At 50.9% G+C, this 16868-nt stretch carries 14 protein-coding genes, 1 tRNA gene and 1 riboswitch; of the genes, 8 read left to right on the plus strand and 7 right to left on the minus strand.

Features of this window, described 5'->3' with window-relative positions; translation table 11 throughout:
* Positions 1-94 precede the first annotated feature (94 nt).
* The gene (locus IDM48_RS02100) at positions 95-1000 is read left to right on the plus strand and encodes an RNase H family protein (protein ID WP_151145233.1); all 906 of its coding nucleotides are present in this window, start codon (positions 95-97) and stop codon (positions 998-1000) included.
* Positions 1001-1047: 47 nt separating this feature from the next.
* Here the strand turns inward: IDM48_RS02100 and IDM48_RS02105 are convergent, their stop codons facing one another.
* The 4 genes from IDM48_RS02105 to IDM48_RS02120 form a co-directional block, all read right to left on the minus strand.
* Positions 1048-1338 carry a WXG100 family type VII secretion target gene (locus IDM48_RS02105; protein ID WP_068169223.1) on the minus strand — a complete coding sequence of 97 codons (291 nt, stop codon included), beginning with the start codon at positions 1336-1338 and terminating at the stop codon, positions 1048-1050.
* A gap of 206 nt (positions 1339-1544) precedes the next feature.
* A complete protein-coding gene (locus IDM48_RS02110) occupies positions 1545-3026 on the minus strand; it encodes a sensor histidine kinase (protein WP_238398011.1) in 1482 nt (493 codons plus the stop codon).
* A gap of 63 nt (positions 3027-3089) precedes the next feature.
* Entirely contained in the window at positions 3090-3794 is a 705-nt protein-coding gene (locus IDM48_RS02115; protein ID WP_369796753.1) for a response regulator transcription factor, read from the minus strand.
* 108 nt (positions 3795-3902) lie between these two features.
* Entirely contained in the window at positions 3903-4139 is a 237-nt protein-coding gene (locus tag IDM48_RS02120) for a hypothetical protein (protein WP_145173787.1), read from the minus strand.
* A gap of 107 nt (positions 4140-4246) precedes the next feature.
* Here IDM48_RS02120 and IDM48_RS02125 point away from each other — a divergent pair, with 107 nt between their 5' ends.
* Positions 4247-4876: a DUF3027 domain-containing protein gene (locus IDM48_RS02125; RefSeq protein ID WP_190617838.1), complete on the plus strand. Its 630-nt coding sequence runs from the start codon at positions 4247-4249 to the stop codon at positions 4874-4876.
* 21 nt (positions 4877-4897) lie between these two features.
* Here the strand turns inward: IDM48_RS02125 and serC are convergent, their stop codons facing one another.
* Positions 4898-6076 (minus strand): phosphoserine transaminase, encoded by a 1179-nt coding sequence (gene serC / locus IDM48_RS02130; protein WP_190617839.1) that lies wholly within the window; start codon positions 6074-6076, stop codon positions 4898-4900.
* A gap of 184 nt (positions 6077-6260) precedes the next feature.
* Here serC and IDM48_RS02135 point away from each other — a divergent pair, with 184 nt between their 5' ends.
* The 3 genes from IDM48_RS02135 to IDM48_RS02145 all read left to right on the plus strand — a co-directional run bounded on the left by IDM48_RS02135 (position 6261) and on the right by IDM48_RS02145 (position 8640).
* Positions 6261-6953 carry a metal-dependent transcriptional regulator gene (locus tag IDM48_RS02135; RefSeq protein ID WP_068169214.1) on the plus strand — a complete coding sequence of 231 codons (693 nt, stop codon included), beginning with the start codon at positions 6261-6263 and terminating at the stop codon, positions 6951-6953.
* Positions 6954-7372: 419 nt separating this feature from the next.
* Positions 7373-7519: riboswitch (cyclic di-AMP (ydaO/yuaA leader) on the plus strand.
* A gap of 4 nt (positions 7520-7523) precedes the next feature.
* Complete coding sequence (locus IDM48_RS02140) at positions 7524-8141, plus strand: C40 family peptidase (RefSeq protein WP_190617841.1); 618 nt, start codon at positions 7524-7526, stop codon at positions 8139-8141.
* 268 nt (positions 8142-8409) lie between these two features.
* Positions 8410-8640: a hypothetical protein gene (locus IDM48_RS02145; RefSeq protein WP_145173776.1), complete on the plus strand. Its 231-nt coding sequence runs from the start codon at positions 8410-8412 to the stop codon at positions 8638-8640.
* Here the strand turns inward: IDM48_RS02145 and IDM48_RS02150 are convergent.
* On the minus strand, positions 8576-9547 hold the full coding sequence (locus tag IDM48_RS02150; RefSeq protein ID WP_190617843.1) for a DUF4031 domain-containing protein: 972 nt from the start codon (positions 9545-9547) through the stop codon (positions 8576-8578). The two genes, IDM48_RS02145 and IDM48_RS02150, sit on opposite strands and share 65 nt — an antisense overlap.
* A 91-nt stretch (positions 9548-9638) precedes the next feature.
* Between IDM48_RS02150 and IDM48_RS02155 the strand changes: the two genes are divergently transcribed.
* Positions 9639-9711, plus strand: a tRNA-Arg gene (locus IDM48_RS02155).
* 186 nt (positions 9712-9897) lie between these two features.
* Positions 9898-13176, plus strand: a complete 3279-nt coding sequence (locus IDM48_RS02160) for a type ISP restriction/modification enzyme (RefSeq protein WP_190617844.1) — start codon at positions 9898-9900, stop codon at positions 13174-13176.
* 67 nt (positions 13177-13243) lie between these two features.
* Here IDM48_RS02160 and IDM48_RS02165 read toward each other — a convergent pair whose 3' ends face one another.
* Positions 13244-13924 carry a hypothetical protein gene (locus IDM48_RS02165; protein ID WP_068169205.1) on the minus strand — a complete coding sequence of 227 codons (681 nt, stop codon included), beginning with the start codon at positions 13922-13924 and terminating at the stop codon, positions 13244-13246.
* A gap of 118 nt (positions 13925-14042) precedes the next feature.
* Here IDM48_RS02165 and pcrA point away from each other — a divergent pair, with 118 nt between their 5' ends.
* On the plus strand, positions 14043-16832 hold the full coding sequence (gene pcrA / locus IDM48_RS02170) for a DNA helicase PcrA (protein WP_420803875.1): 2790 nt from the start codon (positions 14043-14045) through the stop codon (positions 16830-16832).
* The last annotated feature ends 36 nt before the right edge of the window (positions 16833-16868 follow it).

The following is a 16868-nucleotide window of genomic DNA, read 5'->3' on the forward strand; positions in this document are numbered from 1 at the left end:
TTATAGTATCGGCTCTCACCTCTGAATCACTGATAGAAATCTTTCGCTGAGCACTTTGCCGATCTCAGCGCAAACACTTTAAAGTAGGTTAATAATGACTTCCGAAATTATCGCTGCTGCAGACGGCTCTGCCCTGGGCAACCCAGGCCCTGCAGGGTGGGCATGGTATGTCAACGACGAATGCTGGGGAGCAGGCGGGTGGAAACACGGAACGAACAACATGGGCGAGCTAAAGGCTGTGCTAGAACTGCTCAAATCCACCGACCACGTTGCCGACCGACCCTTGAAAATCCTCTGCGATTCGAAGTACACCATTGACTCACTGACCAAATGGAGGCACGGATGGAAGAAAAAAGGGTGGAAGAAGGCTGACGGCAAACCTGTTCTCAACCTAGATCTCTTCAAAGAGTTAGATGCTGCTTTGGTAGGGCGAAAGTGCACTTTTGAGTGGGTCAAAGGTCACGCTGGACATCCCATGAATGAAGCCGCCGACGAGCGAGCACGCGCTGCCGCAACAGCGTATCGAGACGGCAAAACTCCGGCGCAGGGACCCGGGTTCACTCTTGGTGAGCCGGTGGAGAATAAAACATCAGAGGCAGTTTCCCCGTCTCTATCTCATAGTGTCGAGAACGCGCCATCTACAACGGCAGATAGTTCTTGTGCCGCGGCTGTTGACTCAGAAAAAAATCTCTGGGAAGAAAGCGTTTTTTCTGATGAATCGACAGTACGGAGAATCCTTAGCGAAGACTTCACCTGGGTAACTCCGACGGGGAAAATCATTAATCGAGATACAGTTATCCAGTTTCGTCTCAATGCCTTTCAAAGCGTGAAGGAACCCGAAATTATTGCCACCCAGAGCTTGGGCCCCGATGCCGTCCATATTCTTTCAACGGTGCAGACCCCTCGCGCGAACGTGATGCGAACTAGCCTGTGGAAACGCACAGGAGGAGAGTGGTGCCTGGAATTTCGACAGGAAACTGCAATTCCACCGGCACGGTAGGTAAAAGGAGAGACGAGAACCCGCCTCGTCTCTCCTTCTCCTCTTGGCTAGCCTACGAACATTGCAGCGTTTGCACTTTCGGTATCTGCGTAGTTCACACCTGCACGCGAGAGAGCCTGATTGATCTGTGCGATTGATTCTTCCACCTGACTCTGAGTTGCTCGCCAATTACTCAGTACGCCCTGGAAATTGACGGACGCCGCGCCCGTCCACGAACCTTCAAGATCTTGAAGAGAAGCAGTGAGTGCATTGACCTCTGAGGCAATACTCTCTACCTGCGCGCGAGCAGTAGCGCTCTTGGACGCAATAATTTCTGAATCGACAACGAACTGTGCCATGAGTTTTCTCCTTGAAGTAGGCCATAGAAGCAATCAATATGAAGGGGAACAGCTAAGTACTGTTCATGTTTTCTACGCTAGAAGAAAATGGCGAGTGCGACCGAGAAATAAAAAATCTGTGGATAAGCAGCCCCAGAAAACCGGGGTAGAAAAGTTATCCACAGACCTCTAGTACCCGGTTTCTAAACCGAGATGAAGAAAAGAGCTTAGGCGCGAAGCGAACCGGTAGAAGAGGGAACCTCAGTCTGCAACGGGAAATCCAGGGAGAACGTAGCTCCGCCGCCGGGCGTCTCTAATACCTCAACTGTGCCTTCATGTTGCTGCACGATTCCTGCCACGATGGACAGCCCTAGACCTGTTCCGCCTGTCTCTCGGGTGCGCGATGAGTCGGCGCGGTAGAAGCGTTCAAACACTTTTTGTTTTTCGTCCCCGTGAATGCCAGGGCCGTGGTCGCGAACCTGAATGCGGGAGATTTGCTGACCACTTTCAGAAACATCGCTACCCACCGCAATTTCCAGTGGAGTTCCAGCGGGGGTATAACGAATGGCATTGGTCATGAGATTAGCTATCACCTGGCGGATGCGCGACTCATCACCCACAATCGGTGCCGAGCCTGGTTCTTCATCGTCTTGTAAGCCCACTACTACAACCTCACGGTCAGGAGCGGTGGCGAACGCGTCTTGGGCGGCATCGATGGCTATATTGAGCAAATCGAGAGGCTTGTTTTCAGCTTCCCGGCGCTCATCGATTCGCGCTAAAGTCAGCAAATCTTCAATCAGCTGACCCATGCGTTTTGACTCTGCTTCAATACGGCTCATTGCGGTAGCCACTGCCTCATCAGTTTGCAGCGCTCCTTGGCGGTACAGCTCTGAATAACCGCGAATAGATACCAGGGGAGTGCGGAGTTCATGGGACGCATCGCCTACAAAACGGCGCATTTTGACTTCGGAGTTTTTCTGAACTTCAAAGGCTTTTTCAATATGCGAGAGCATCGTGTTGAGAGAAGAAGACAGCCTACCAATCTCAGTGTATGGGTTGTACTTATCCATGCGCTGAGAGAGATCGCCGGCGGCGATTCGCGCCGCAGTCTGCTCCACTCGTGCAAGGGGCTCAAAGGCACGCGTGACCATCACCCAACTCATAGCGATAGAGGCAAAGAGAGTTGCCAAACCAAAAGCGAGGGTGAGGATAGCAACGAGAGCAACGACCGCGTTGGTCTGGTTCAGAGGAGTGGCAATAATAACCGAATAGTCGGTGCCATCAGCATTGAACGGCATAATGCGCCATTGCGAGGTGCTGTCCGTAGAATCCACCGTGAACGCCTTGGCGGAATACTTATCTACTTTCGCAGCGTTCCAACCACTGATATTGGGGGCAACATTGTTGTTGGAAATACTGGTGATTGAATTGACTACTTTGCCGTCAGAATCTAGTAAATAAGCCTGAAACCGCATCAGAGGACCGGTGGTAGGAAGCTGATTGCCATCGACCATATAGTCGGTCAGCATCTGAGCGTTGGACTTCATCTCCTCGTCCAACTGCTGAACCATTTGCCCGCGTAGAGCAGAAATCGCCACTAACGACGTTACAGAAATAGCTAAAGCTAAGAGAAAAGCTGTTAAAAGAACCAGCTGAGTGCGCAATGAAAGCGCCCCCAGCTGGCCAATTTTTTGACGAATCCTGGTCACGTTACTCCATTGATATGGTGATCCGAACTCACGGAAAGTCGCTAGAAGTTCGAAAGGAACTTTTTACTTTGAGGTGCGTAAGAGATAACCCACACCGCGTTTGGTGTGGATAAGCGGTGTCTGATCCGGCATGTTATCAATCTTACGGCGCAGGTAAGAGATGTAAGACTCAACAATGGAAGCATCGCCGTTGAAGTCGTATTCCCACACGTGATCGAGAATCTGTGCTTTGGAAAGTACCCGGTTGGGGTTAAGCATCAGATAGCGCAACAGCTTGAATTCGGTGGGGGAGAGATCGATTTCGCGGTCCCCACGGAATACTTCGTGGGCGTCGTCATCCAACACCAAATCGCCTACCCTCAGACGGGAATCATCCAGCTCGGACTGCTGGGTGCGGCGTAGCACAGCGCGGATACGGGCTACTACCTCGTCCAGGCTAAAAGGCTTTGTGACGTAGTCATCACCGCCGACGGTGAGACCGGTGACTTTGTCTTCGGTGTCATCTTTTGCCGTCAAGAAGAGAACGGGAAAGAGACGACCTGCGCTACGGAGTTTGCGAACCACAGTGAAGCCGTCGAGGTCAGGCATCATGACGTCAAGAACCGCAAGGTCGGGGTTTTCTGTCTCTGCCTTCTCCAGTGCTTCACGACCGTTAGCTGCGGTAACGACCTCAAACCCTGCGAACCGCAAGGACGTTGCGAGAAGTTCGAGGATGTTGGGCTCATCGTCTACAACGAGTAACTTTGCTTCAGGCTGATTAGTATTCACAACTGATATTTTGCCAACCTATTCTGTGTACTAGCTGAATTAAAAGCTGAAGAATCCTGGAGTTAGCTGAAGGGGATGCGGCCAGCGGAAGGCTCTTAGCCTGAACTCTTAGGTGGTTTTGCGGCGCACCATTAAAAGAATCAACGAGGTCAGCATCAGAAGAAAAGCGATGGGCAACAGAATCATAGTAAGCCAGGTTAAAACATAGGGCGGATTGAGTTGTGCCCAGGTCATCAGCAACATAGCGACGCCGGCAAGGATAGAAATTGCCGCAAGTACCCCACCTATGATGGCTAGACTGCGGACAGGCCCATCAAAGCGGGGTGAAGTTGTTTTCTCGTTCATTCCTTTAAGCTATCAATCTTTATCCTCCGAACAAGAATAGTTGTGCTCTTTGCTGTAAAAGGCCAACGGTTTTAGCGTCGCTTGCTGTTTCACGCTTTAATAGGGATATGTCAGAAACGGTAAATACCAACGAATCTGTTGTAGAAACTGAAACTATGCCCCAGAGCCAGCTTTCCACTGCGAATGAGTCTTCTGCGGGTACGCAAGATGCTTTTGCTGTCTCTGCAAACGCTTCGGCCTCAGCAGGTGAATCCGTATTTGGTGTGCCGATGAAGCGTCGTCGTACATCGAAGATTGATCCCCAGCTGGCGGAAGCAAAGGATGTTGCTCTGCGAGCAATCGAAGAAATCGCTGATTCCGCTGCAATTGGTCCTGTGCATCATATGAGGGGCGAAGAAGAGCGCCTCACCACTCATCTTTTTGAATGCACTATGCCCGGTTACCGTGGGTGGTTCTGGTTTGCCACACTCTCTCGGGCGCCGCGCTCGAAAGTCGCTACGGTGTGCGAGGTCGGCTTGCTGCCCGGCGATGATGCTCTGTTGGCTCCTGCTTGGGTCCCCTGGGCTGAGCGTACGAAAGATATTTCTGCGGCAGAAAAAGCTGAGCTTGACGGCGATTTCGAGGGCGAAGAAGACGAAATTGAAGATGTTGAAGAGGGCGTAGAAGAAGACCTCAACGAGGAATCTATCATCACTGAAGAGATAGAAGACCTCGTGGAGTCTAAGGAAATCGACTAGCGCTTCCTCTTTTATGTGCTTCTACTTTGCGGCGAGGTCTTCTACCACGTAGTCAATGCAGCGGAGTAAAGCTGAGACATCGTCTGGTTCGATCGCGGTAAAAGTAGCGATACGTAGCTGGTTTTTTCCCAGTTTTCGGTAGGGTTCAATATCGACCACGCCAGCTTGCCGTAGTGTCTGAGAAATTCGAGTAGCGTCAATCGACTCGTCAAAATCAACGGTGCAGATAACGTTTGAGCGATGCTTTGGATTTTTCACAAAGGGTGCGGCATAGGATGATTTTTCTGCCCAGCTATACACTCTGGACGCCGATTCGGCTGTACGTTGTGCGGCGAAAGCGATCCCGCCTTGCTGATTGAGCCAGCGAACCTGCTCAGCGAGCATGACCAAGGTGGAAAGCGCCGGAGTGTTGTAGGTCTGGTTCTTACGGGAGTTCTCCATCGCCGTGTGCAGGTTGAGTGAATCCGGTATCCAGCGCCCGCTTTGAATAATTTCTTCAACTCGGGCGATTGCTGCAGGTGAGAATACTGCTAACCAGAGACCACCGTCGGAGGCAAAGTTCTTCTGGGGAGAAAAGTAGTAGACGTCGGTTTGGCTGATATCAACAGCTAACCCGCCTGCGGCGGAGGTTGCGTCGATGATAACTAGCGCGTCGTCGTCGATTCCTGCGGGGCGAAGAACCGGGGCAGAGACTCCGGTGGAGGTTTCGTTCTGAGGCCAGGCGTAAACATCAATTCCTGGTTGAACTTCCAGCGTCGGCATAGATCCGGGCTCTGTAGATATAACCAGCGACTCCTCAAGGAAGGGCGCCTTAGCGGTTGCTTGGGCAAACTTGGAACCAAACTCGCCAAAAGATAAGTGCTCAGCACGGTGTCGAACCAGCCCGAACGTAGCGGCGTCCCAGAATGAAGTGGCACCACCGTTTCCCAGAACAATTTCGTATCCCTCGGGGAGCCCGAAAAATTCCCTGAGCCCCTCTTGAATTTCTTTCACCAAATTCTTCACCGGAGCTTGGCGGTGAGACGTTCCCAAAAGCTGGGCCCCTGCTCGGGAAATTGCTTCCACCTGCTCGGGGCGCACCTTCGAAGGGCCGGCACCAAATCTGCCGTCCTGGGGTAAAAGTTCCTGGGGGACTGGGGGGAATGTATTCACGATTACTCCAATGTCTCGGCTGAATCCATCGCGGAGATGACTCAACATGTGGTTTTCTCCTATTGTGCCCTCGACTACACTATGGAGTAAAAGTGTTACGGAAACCTCTCACATTGTGCTTCGGTTTCTCGGTTGTGGATACCTCGAATCCCAACATTCAGAAGTAGGGCATAAAATATATAGAGCCTATACGTACAAGTAGTAATAGGCTTGAATCGAGACAGAGGAAATAATGACTGATCTTATTGATACAACTGAGATGTATCTGCGCACTATTCTTGAGCTTGAAGAAGAGGGAGTCACTCCCATGCGTGCTCGAATTGCCGAGCGTCTTGATCACTCTGGTCCTACTGTTTCGCAAACTGTGGCTCGAATTGAAAAGCATGGGCTGGTTGAAGTTGCCGAGGATCGTTCACTACAGCTCACTGCTGAAGGGCGCAAAAAAGCCGTAGAAGTCATGCGCAAGCACCGCTTGGCTGAAAGGTTGCTTGCCGATGTTATCGGTTTGGACATTGCTTACATTCATGATGAAGCGTGCCGCTGGGAGCATGTCATGAGTGAGCGAGTGGAACGCCGTCTGCTTGAAATCCTCAATGAGCCAAAGTTTTCTCCATATGGCAACGCTATCCCCGGCTTAGAAGAACTCGGCGCTGAGTCCGAGCAAAATGACGCGCGGACTGTGAGTATGGCCGTGGCAGCTCAAGATTCTGGCCCGGAAGATCGCTTTACGGTCACTCGATTTCCTGAATCTATCCAGACCGATATGGAGTTGCTGAAGGAATTGGGTGACGCCGGCATCGTCTATGGCGCTACCGTTTCGGTCGTTTCGGCTGCAGATGGAGAGGTTCGGGTAGAAGCTGATGGTGAGGATGCCCCTCTTCACCTCTCTGCTGATGTTGCCCAGGCGGTCGTCGTCAAGCGATAAATTGTCAGTTTGCTGATGAAAGTTATACGTTTGTGACCTTTGGTCGTTAAAAGGGGCATTTTTGAGGTGAGAACCTCCAAAAGTGCATGATGTGAGCTATCTCCTTTAGGAAAAAATATATCGTTTCGAGACCTTCACGATGTTGGTTTTGTGTGTGAATGTGGGATTTTCCTGAGTGCTTTTATCAGTGTATCTCCGGTATTTTAGTGGGGTTGGCGATAAAAAATACGTAATATGTAACTTGGAGACTTGTGGGATTATTTGGGGTTTTTGAAGGAGCTCAAAAAAATTTCGTAACCAAAACGTGACAATTCGGTTTTGACTGTGTAATGTCTTTCTCGTGCCAATCACTGGTCGGAAAGGCACCCTCGAAACAGAACGCCTAGTTCTGCCACTGTTTCAACGAGGTCACAAAATTTATAGAAAATGTTTTGGCAGAAGCGGGGGACCCAATCTTTGGGTTCTTTCATAAAGAGCCCTTGGGGTGAAGTTGCAGATCTAAATGTAACCGAGTGAACCTTCTACTCGAACCCGACAGCTTACCTCGTGAGGCAAACGGAGGAAATTCAAATGGCAAAGAGCACCGCTCGTCACATGGCAGCTAAGAAGAACAACATTGCACGTAACGCAGGTGCAGCAGCAGTTGCTGGTGCAGCACTGATTGGTTCTGTAGCTCCCGCAAATGCTTTCGCAGTAGCAACCCCCGCAGCAGTGGATTCCACTCCTACTCTTGTTGACTACGCATCATCCACCTCATACTCCACCAACGGCGCGGCAGTTGAGAACACCACCGCTACTGTAAAGACTCAGGATTCAAAGACTCAGAACCTTGAAGGTAAGCGTGCAGCTATCGTTGCAGGTGCATACGATGGTATCGGTGGATCCTACGTTTGGGGCGGCGAGTCCTACAAGGCTTGGGACTGCTCAGGCTTCGTATCCTACGTATTCGCACAGCAGGGCATCAACCTTACCTCCTACACCTACGCAATGGCAGGCGAGCTGACCCCTACCTCTAACCCCCAGCCCGGCGACATCGTTTTCACTAACGGTTACGCTCACGTTGGTATCTACGTTGGTAACGGCGAAATGATCTCCGCTCTTAACCCCGGTCAGGGCACCTTGAAGACTTCGGTTGACGGTGGCGGATTCATGCCCGTAGATGGTTACTACACCGTTGCAGGTCTCTAAGCCTTAGGGTTTAGTTTCTAGAACTTTGAAAGGGGAGCTCGCCCAGCGGCAGCTCCCTTTTCATGAACTCTCATTCTGGTCTAATGTAGTGAGTGTTCTCAAAACTTTCTTTCTTTAACTGAAAGAACAACCCGCCGAGTGAATCGGTAGTGCGGCCCAGTACGACCAGCAGGGCCGCATTTTTTATGCCTTCTTTTCCAGTAGGCAGGCAGTTGCGCTGGGCGAACGTCCAGACTATACGCACACTAAACCTATTAGAATGGAAAACATGCCTACTCAATTTGAAAGCCCCACCAGCGGATCTGATCAAGAATTCACCTATATGGCGGTTGGAATGGTTGGTGGTGCGATACCCGGAATTATTATCGGTCTTATTATTGCGATGTTCGCTGGACATGCGGCGATGTGGGTTTCCATTACCGGCGGCATCGGCATTATTCTGGGCCTTCTGATTGCCCGGGGACTGTATAAGAAGAAAAAGAATTCTTCTCGGCCGTAGCTGCTAGCTGCTCAAGCTCTGTATGTATATTGCGGCGGGCGTCTTGCTCCCATAGCGCCTGACCCTGCGGAGAGAGATAGATGGATTCTCGGGCAAGAAGACCTTTCAGAACTTTGCTTCTTCCTGCTCTGAAATCCTCATCGCTGAAATGGCTGTATTCGAAACGGATAGCCTGGGCGTACCGGGTGTAGCGAGCTGAATCTGCAGCTAAAATCGCCATGTCGGCGTCGAGAAATAAAGCAAAATCCTCGGTGGAGAGTGTGCTTAGGAGTTGGGGTGAGACCTCGTGAGTTATTGTTGCCTCAATGAGCTCGGTAACTTCTTCAATCTCCTGGGTATTAAGTACTCCAGTGCTGACCAGCGGTGATAATGTATCGGCAGCGAAGTCAGCGGAAGCTCGCTCATCCTGACCGGGATTACCGTCGTAGACGACGTCGTGAAACCACGCGGCGAGTATAGCGGTTCGGGGTGGGGCGCCGGGGGAATAGAGTGTATCGAGAGCATTCAGCATTTCGAGTAGATGTGCGCTGTTATGATAAGCCCGCGTTGAGGCGCTCCACTGTTCGAGGATGTGCTCGCCGAGTTCTTCGTGGAGGGGGAGTAATGAATTCCAGCGCTCTAGTAGCGTATTTTTAATTTTTGGGGGACGCTCTTTGAGGGGGACCCGCAACCCGGAGCGGATGAGCCTGCGCGTCAATTCGCGGCCGTCTACCGCTACTGCTCCTGCTTCGATGAGGTGATCGTAAATCTCTGCGGGGACATCATAGTGGTCTAAATCGAACGCTCGTTCTGAAAGAGAATTAGCTCTGGCGAATGCGTGGAGCTCAGCCAGAGAAGTGTCTGAAACTAAATGCGAGAAGACCGTGCCATGAGCAGGCCAGGCGGGAGGGTCAATCAAAATCGTCACGCCTCAAGTCTGGCATACCGGTTGGGATTGCGCCGAAAGGGTAGCTATACTGAGGAGAGTCTTTTTGAAGGCTAAATCCTTTGCAAAGCTAGCCCTCGTAGCTCAGGGGATAGAGCACCGCTCTCCTAAAGCGGGTGTCGATGGTTCGAATCCATTCGGGGGCACAAACGACAACATTAAAAACGACCACCAAAGCATCAAACTGATCAGTGATTGCTGATCAGTGCGGAGCTTTGTTGGTCGTTTTTCGCGATTTAGCTGTATATAGCTGAGAGAAATACCCCATTACTATGTGATGTAGAGAATAATCTTAGTAGAACTTAAATTTTCGCTTTCACTCTGAGGACCCGATGAGCCCGTTTTCTGACTTCGTCAGCACCTATATCCGAACAGTTAACGAAAACCTGTCTTCACAGATTGGTGAGCCAGAGGCGCAGTTGACAACTCCTGTGGCTAACTTACTAGTTGCCGTGGGGAGCGAAATAGATAATCAAGAAATTGTGGTTATCCGTGAAACTCGTATTGAAGACGGTGCAGCTCGACCTGATTTTGGCGTTCAGGTGGATGGTCTACTAGTAGGACACGTAGAACTGAAGAAACCCGGTGTTTCGCTTGATCCTGACACATACAAGTCAGGGCATAACAAAGAGCAGTGGGAGAAATTGAGAAATCTTCCTAACCTTTTGCATACGGACGGCACCGAGTGGAGACTATGGCATTATGGCGAACTGGTAGATATTGTAAATATTCACCGAAAAGGTCGTAACAGCGCAGAGTTGCTCAACCGATTCAAGGGTATTCTGCAGAAGTTCCTCAATTGGAGCCCGGTTCCCATAAGTACAACTGATGCCCTGGTGAACAAGATGGGCATGTTGGCGGCTCTGTTGCGTGCCGAGGTGCTTGAGCAGCTCAAGCTTCAGCGGAAGCTAGCTAAAAATCCGAAGATTGCTCCCCGTAAACTGCCCCTACCTGCTCTGAAGGAAGATTGGCGTAGTGTGCTTTATCCGCGAGCTACCGATGAAGAATTTGCCGATGGATTTGCCCAAACTATTATTTTTGCACTCATTTTGGCGCTCACTGAGGGTAAAGATATTGATATTAAGTCTCTTCACAACATTTCCCGTGAACTACAAGAGAATCACGGCTTGCTGGGGAATGCTCTAGGACTATTGACCGAGCACATTAGTGAGCAAAGCGAGCTTTACACGACTCTTACCATCATTACTCGCACCTTTAGCGCTGTCGACTGGGAGTCTATTTCACGAGGGAGTACAGATGTTTACCTGCATCTTTACGAACACTTCCTCAATGTGTACGATCCTGAACTTCGTAAGAAGACGGGTAGCTATTACACCCCAGTAGAAGTAGTCGATTCAATGGTGAGGATTACAGATGAAGCGTTGAGGCTTTATCTCAACAAACCAATGGGTCTAGCTTCTGATGGGGTGGCGGTCATTGACCCTGCGATGGGTACAGGTACATACCCTCTTTCGGTATTGCGTTCAGTTGCTGAAAACCCTGATTTGCTAGGGCCAGGAGAAGTTAAAGATCGCATTAACTATATAGCGGAAAATCTCTATGGTTTTGAGTTACAGTCAGGTTCATTTTCCGTGGCAGAGCTTAGAGTGTCTCAGACTCTTGAGCAACTTGGCGGAACAATCCCTGCGGGTGGTCTCAATCTTTTTGTGGCAGACACTCTTGAAAACCCTAAGAAATCGGATAACGCACGCTTAAGTTACAGTCTGCAACTTATTGCTGAGCAGCGCATCAAAGCGAACAGGATTAAGAAATATACGCCTATTCAGGTGTGTATAGGAAACCCTCCATATAAAGATAAGGCGGAGGGAATGGGCGGTTGGATTGAACAGGGAGATGAAAGCCAGCCCCTTCTCGCAGATTTTAAGAGCGCAGGTAACGGAAGACTCGAGTACGTTCTCAAAAATCTGTATGTTTATTTTTGGCGTTGGGCTTTTTGGAAAGTCTTTGAGTCTGTAGAAACATCTGACGCCGGAGTGGTTTGTTTTATCACGGCGGACGGATATTTGCGTGGTCCAGGATTCGCCGGTATGCGCGAGTACATTCGGCGTAATACAAGCCGCGGCTGGATCATTAACTTAACTCCTGAAGGTAAGCAGCCTCCAGCTAAGAACGCCATTTTCAACATCGAGACCCCCGTATCGGTGGCTCTCTTTGTACGAGAGCCTAATAACAGTGTTGAGGTTCCCTCGGATATTAAATATGTGAGCTTTGAAGGTACCCGTGAAGAAAAATTCGCGGCGTTCAAAGAGCTAACGTTGGATTCTGAACTATTTCAGGACGTGCGAACGGGATGGCATGATAAATTCTCGCCTAAGGCGGAGGGCGAGTGGGATAGCTATCTGGCGATGCACGATATTTTCTGCTGGCAGAGTCCTGGAATCAAACCCAATAAGACGTGGGTCTACGCTCCGCATCCAGATGTACTTGAATTCCGATGGAATGAATTAGCCGATGAAGCAGATAAAGTTTTGAGGGAAGAGAAGTTTAGAGAAACTAGAGACTCTTCGCTCTATAAGGGCAAGAAGCCCCTACCTGGTACGGATACTCAGCAAGGAACAGAAAATCCCCTGAACCAGGTATTTGACCATGAAATTGACCGTTCAATTTCTAAGGTCGTTCAGGTTGCTTATCGATCCTTTGACCGGCAGAACATAATTGCTGATAGTCGCGTGCTTGCAACACCTCGTCCTAATCTTTGGGCAGCCCGTTCAGCTCAACAGATTTTTGTTGTAGAACAACATGCACATTTTCCTAAAGCTGGACCGGGCTTAATGATGAGCGCGCTGATACCAGATATGGATATGTTCAATAACCGAGGCGGGCGTGCCCATCCTCTCTTCCACCCTGATGGTAGCCCCAACATTGTCCCCGAATTAAGTTCTGAACTCTCAGAACTTTTAGGTCTCGAACTGACTGATTCCGACATTCTGTACTATCTGGCAGGGCTCACCGCCCACCCCGGCTACGTGGAGACTTTCGAAGAAGAACTTCAAGAAGCAGGAATCAGGATTCCTCTCAGCGCCCGCGCTGATCTCTGGGAAGAACTGATTGCGCTAGGCAAAAACATCGTATGGTTACACACCTATGGCGAGCGCGGAGAGCCCTTAGAAGGAATTAGCTCCCTCAAAGAAACAGCCGGGGAGTACTCCATGCCGGTCTATCAGGAAAACATGGTCTCCATGCCAGAGAAGAAACCGACTTGGCTTGTAAAGCTCACCAAAGATGGAAAAGAATATGAAAATGCTCTCCAATTCGGTACAGCAATTTGGTCGAACGTGGACCAGCGAGTTTTCGAGTATACAGTCGGTGGAGTTAACGTTATCGGCTCATGGGCAGGCTACAGGCTGAAGAAACCACTGGGTAAGAAGACTTCTCCTCTCAATGATATTGTGCAGGGCACCTGGCCAAGAGAGTGGTCAAGGGAGTTCTCAGAGCTACTCAGCGTTCTAACCCATTTAGTCAATCTTGAAGAACAACAAAAGAAACTACTGACTAAGGTGCTAGCGAACCCTCTCTTTTTGCGTGAAAAATTAGAGGAACAAGGGGTTGTCTGGCCAACCCCAAAAGACCGCAAACCGAAAATGGCATAAAATATGGAGCCTCAGATTATCGCTGAGGCTCCATATTTTTTACTTCATCAGGAAGTCTGCTTCGCACCTACCGAATCGGTTGCTGACCCTTTAGCTCGCCGCGGGAGAACGCATCAATCTTGCCCTGCACTAGTCGGACAGCCATCCAGCCCAGCTGCGCCCAGCATGCAATAAACAGAACCCAGCGCACAGCAACCAACAAAGCTGCTACGCCTACCGGGCCTGTTGCCGGGTTCGCCAGCGCGGCGTCGAGAACAAAATTGCCCAGAATAAAGACAAGCGCCCAAAGAACCGGCACCGCCATCATCAGCCGCGAAACAGTTTTGGCAAACTGCGAAGCAGAAATCATAGCTACCCACGCGCCAGCAAAAATCAAGGGGAAAATCAACCCGGAGGAGCGATGGATGTACTGGTATTGCACCAGCATGTCACGCCCCAACCCCTGGTTTACGGCTAATGCATGCTGTTGATCAAACCAGAATTTCAGTTCCGAAATAGTAGTTCCTGCTCGCTCGCTCATCTCCGGCAACACCCACAGATAGTAATAAAGCATGAGTAAAACAGCAATCACAAAAGCCACGCCAGCGAACATGAAGGATTTGCCGGATTCCGGGTTAGCTTCAACAGAATCATGGCGTACAGACTGAGTGCGGGCTTTGTGCGCCGTCTCAGCAGGCGGCGCAATCGTTGTTTTAGCTTCAATATTGTTGCCATAGAGACGTTTTTTCTGACCTTTTGAAAGACCCATGCAAGAATCACCACTCCGTCTATAAAACTCTGTCTTCACCATTATGGAACATTTAGGTGTTTGTCTGCGGCGAAAGTCTTGCTCTTCGAATAAACGTTCGGGTTAAACTGGGTATGCGATGGACTATCTATTTGATGAAGAAGACAGCTTTATGCCCCCGCGGTCGCCCCAGGCAGAGGACGCGGCGTCTACCCATGCCGCCCTGCCCCATTCAGCGAGCGGGGGGAGCGCAGACGAACCTGACTTCATCGAGCCCTTTGCAGACGATGAACCTGAGTGGGAACCCACCGAAGAGCCCATGCCGAACTTCGACGTCCCCGACGATATTGCAACAGCTGACTTTATGCCCCCTGCCTACCAGGTGGGCGGCTATGGCATGGATGACATGTACGCACCCGCGGCGATGTCCGAATGGGATCACGGCTCGCCAGCCGCGGAGCATCTAACTGAGGGACTGAATGAGCAGCAAAAAGAAGCTGTCATCCATGGTGGCTCACCACTTCTGATTGTTGCTGGCGCGGGTTCAGGTAAAACCCGTGTGCTCACCCATCGTATTGCCTATCTGCTGGCGACCGGACGGGCGCATCAAGGGCAGATTCTGGCTATCACCTTTACCAATAAAGCGGCAGCTGAGATGCGAGAACGCATCGAAGAGCTTATTGGCCCTCGTGCTAAACAAATGTGGATTTCTACGTTCCACAGTTTTTGTGTGCGCGTTCTCCGCCGCGAAGCAAAAGCGCTGGGTTTGAAATCCACTTTCTCGATTTATGACTCCGCCGATTCGCTTCGCTTGATTACCCTGGTGGCTAAGGGGCTGAACCTTGACCCTAAGAAGTTTGCTCCTAAGGCTCTGCAGAACAAGATTAGCCAGCTCAAGAACGAACTGGTTGATGCTGACGATTTCTCACGGAATATGAATCCCTCCAACCCCTGGGATATGGCGATTAATAACGTCTATAAGGGTTATACCGAGCGGCTCAAAGCAGCTAATTCGCTAGATTTTGATGACCTCATTGGGCAAACCGTACACCTCCTCCGTACTTACCCTCAGGTAGCCGAGTATTACCGCCGCCGTTTCCGCCATATTCTGGTGGATGAGTACCAGGACACCAACCACGCCCAGTACGCGCTGGTGCGAGAGCTGGTCGGTACCAACCCGAAAAATTCAAACGAGCAGACTCCGTATCCTTCGTCGGTTGAACCTGCCGAACTGACGGTAGTGGGTGATTCAGATCAGTCCATCTACGCCTTCCGTGGCGCTGATATTCGCAATATCACTGACTTTGAGACGGATTACAAGAACGCTCGCACTATCTTGCTGGAACAAAATTACCGTTCCACCCAAAATATCTTGAGCGCAGCTAACGCAGTGATTGAGCGTAACAAGGACCGCCGCCCTAAAAAGCTGTGGACGGCGTCGGGCGACGGCGCAAAGATTACCGGCTACGTCGCCGAATCTGAGCACGCTGAGGCGCGATTTATCGCCCAGGAGATTGACCGACTTCGAGATGATTTTGATGTTGCCCCCGGTGATATCGCGATTTTCTACCGCACTAACGCGCAGTCCCGAACCATTGAAGACTTGCTCATGCGCATGGGCCATCCCTACCGGGTGGTCGGCGGAACACGCTTCTACGAACGAAAAGAAATTAAAGACGCGTTGAGCTACCTGCGCATGCTGGTGAACCCTGACGACGATGTCAACGTACGTCGTATTCTCAACGAACCCAAACGAGGGATTGGCACTACCACTGAAGGTAAAGTTGCAGACTTCGCCCAACAACAGCGCACTTCTTTCATGGCGGCGTTGCGCGCCGTTCATGACGTCCCTGGTTTAGGTGCCGCCGCGCAGAAGAAAATTGTTGCTTTTGTGCAAATGGTCGATGACCTAGCGCAGCTGGCGGCCACAGAATCCGCTGCAACCTGCCTCGAAGCTGTACTCGAGCAAACCGGCTATCTGCAGGCGCTTCGTGAGTCAAATGATATTCAAGACGAATCACGCGTAGAGAACCTATCCGAACTAGTCGATGCTGTACGCGACTTTGAAACTGAAAATCCAGGTTCCACACTTGAAGAATTCCTCGAGCACGTGGCGCTGGTTGCCGACGCTGACCAGATCCCCAATAAACCCCGGGCAACCGACGACGGCGAAGGCCCCACCGCCGCTCAAATCGCCGCTGAGGTTGCAGAAGCGCGCTCGCAGGGCGTAGTTACTCTGATGACGTTGCATACCGCTAAGGGTCTAGAATTCCCCGTGGTTTTCTTGACCGGTATGGAACACGGGCTTTTCCCCCATCAGCGGGCCCTGACCGATGAGGGGGAAATGAGCGAGGAACGTCGCCTGGCGTACGTGGGCTTGACCCGCGCTCGTGAACGCCTGTACCTAACTCGCGCGGAAAACCGTTCGATGTGGGGACAGAGCCAGTTCAACCCGCCCTCCCCTTTCTTGGAAGAAATTCCTGAAGAACTCATCGAATGGAAGCGCCTGGGTACCCTGATGGGTTCGCGGATGAGTGGTGCTGGCGCTGACCGAGGTTTTGGTAATCGCGGATTTGGCGCTTCGGCTGGGTCCTCTTGGGGCAACTCAGTTTACTTACAGCGCTTTGACTCGCCTGCTGGCGGCGCGGGGGAGCGACGGCGTTCGGCAGAGCCGTTTACCAGTGCAGTCAACGGCTCGGCAGCTTACGGCTTGAAAGCTGCCGCACGCGGTCAGCACGCAGCTCGAGTTCAGCAAAAGAAGGAAATCCCGTTGCTGAACGTGGGTGATCGGGTTGAGCACTCGACCTTTGGTGAAGGCAGAGTCATTGCTGTGGAAGGTGCTGGGGATAAGACGGTTGCCAAGGTGAAATTCGCGAGTGAAGTGAAGCGGCTTCTGTTGCGCTATGCGCCCCTGAAGAAGATTGAATAGAAGCTAAAAATTTGTACTTAAGTATAAGTTGACTAG

The sequence above is a fragment of the Rothia amarae genome, from assembly GCF_014705945.2.
GTDB classification, from domain to species: domain Bacteria; phylum Actinomycetota; class Actinomycetes; order Actinomycetales; family Micrococcaceae; genus Rothia; species Rothia amarae.

Bases quoted from the DNA above. Each gene is read 5' to 3' on its own strand.
- IDM48_RS02100 (WP_151145233.1), top strand. From the start codon at position 95: ATGACTTCCGAAATTATCGCTGCTGCAGACGGCTCTGCCCTGGGCAAC.
- IDM48_RS02105 (WP_068169223.1), bottom strand. From the start codon at position 1,338: ATGGCACAGTTCGTTGTCGATTCAGAAATTATTGCGTCCAAGAGCGCT.
- IDM48_RS02120 (WP_145173787.1), bottom strand. From the start codon at position 4,139: ATGAACGAGAAAACAACTTCACCCCGCTTTGATGGGCCTGTCCGCAGT.
- IDM48_RS02125 (WP_190617838.1), top strand. From the start codon at position 4,247: ATGTCAGAAACGGTAAATACCAACGAATCTGTTGTAGAAACTGAAACT.
- serC (WP_190617839.1), bottom strand. From the start codon at position 6,076: ATGTTGAGTCATCTCCGCGATGGATTCAGCCGAGACATTGGAGTAATC.
- IDM48_RS02135 (WP_068169214.1), top strand. From the start codon at position 6,261: ATGACTGATCTTATTGATACAACTGAGATGTATCTGCGCACTATTCTT.
- IDM48_RS02140 (WP_190617841.1), top strand. From the start codon at position 7,524: ATGGCAAAGAGCACCGCTCGTCACATGGCAGCTAAGAAGAACAACATT.
- IDM48_RS02145 (WP_145173776.1), top strand. From the start codon at position 8,410: ATGCCTACTCAATTTGAAAGCCCCACCAGCGGATCTGATCAAGAATTC.
- IDM48_RS02160 (WP_190617844.1), top strand. From the start codon at position 9,898: ATGAGCCCGTTTTCTGACTTCGTCAGCACCTATATCCGAACAGTTAAC.
- IDM48_RS02165 (WP_068169205.1), bottom strand. From the start codon at position 13,924: ATGGGTCTTTCAAAAGGTCAGAAAAAACGTCTCTATGGCAACAATATT.
- pcrA (WP_420803875.1), top strand. From the start codon at position 14,043: ATGGACTATCTATTTGATGAAGAAGACAGCTTTATGCCCCCGCGGTCG.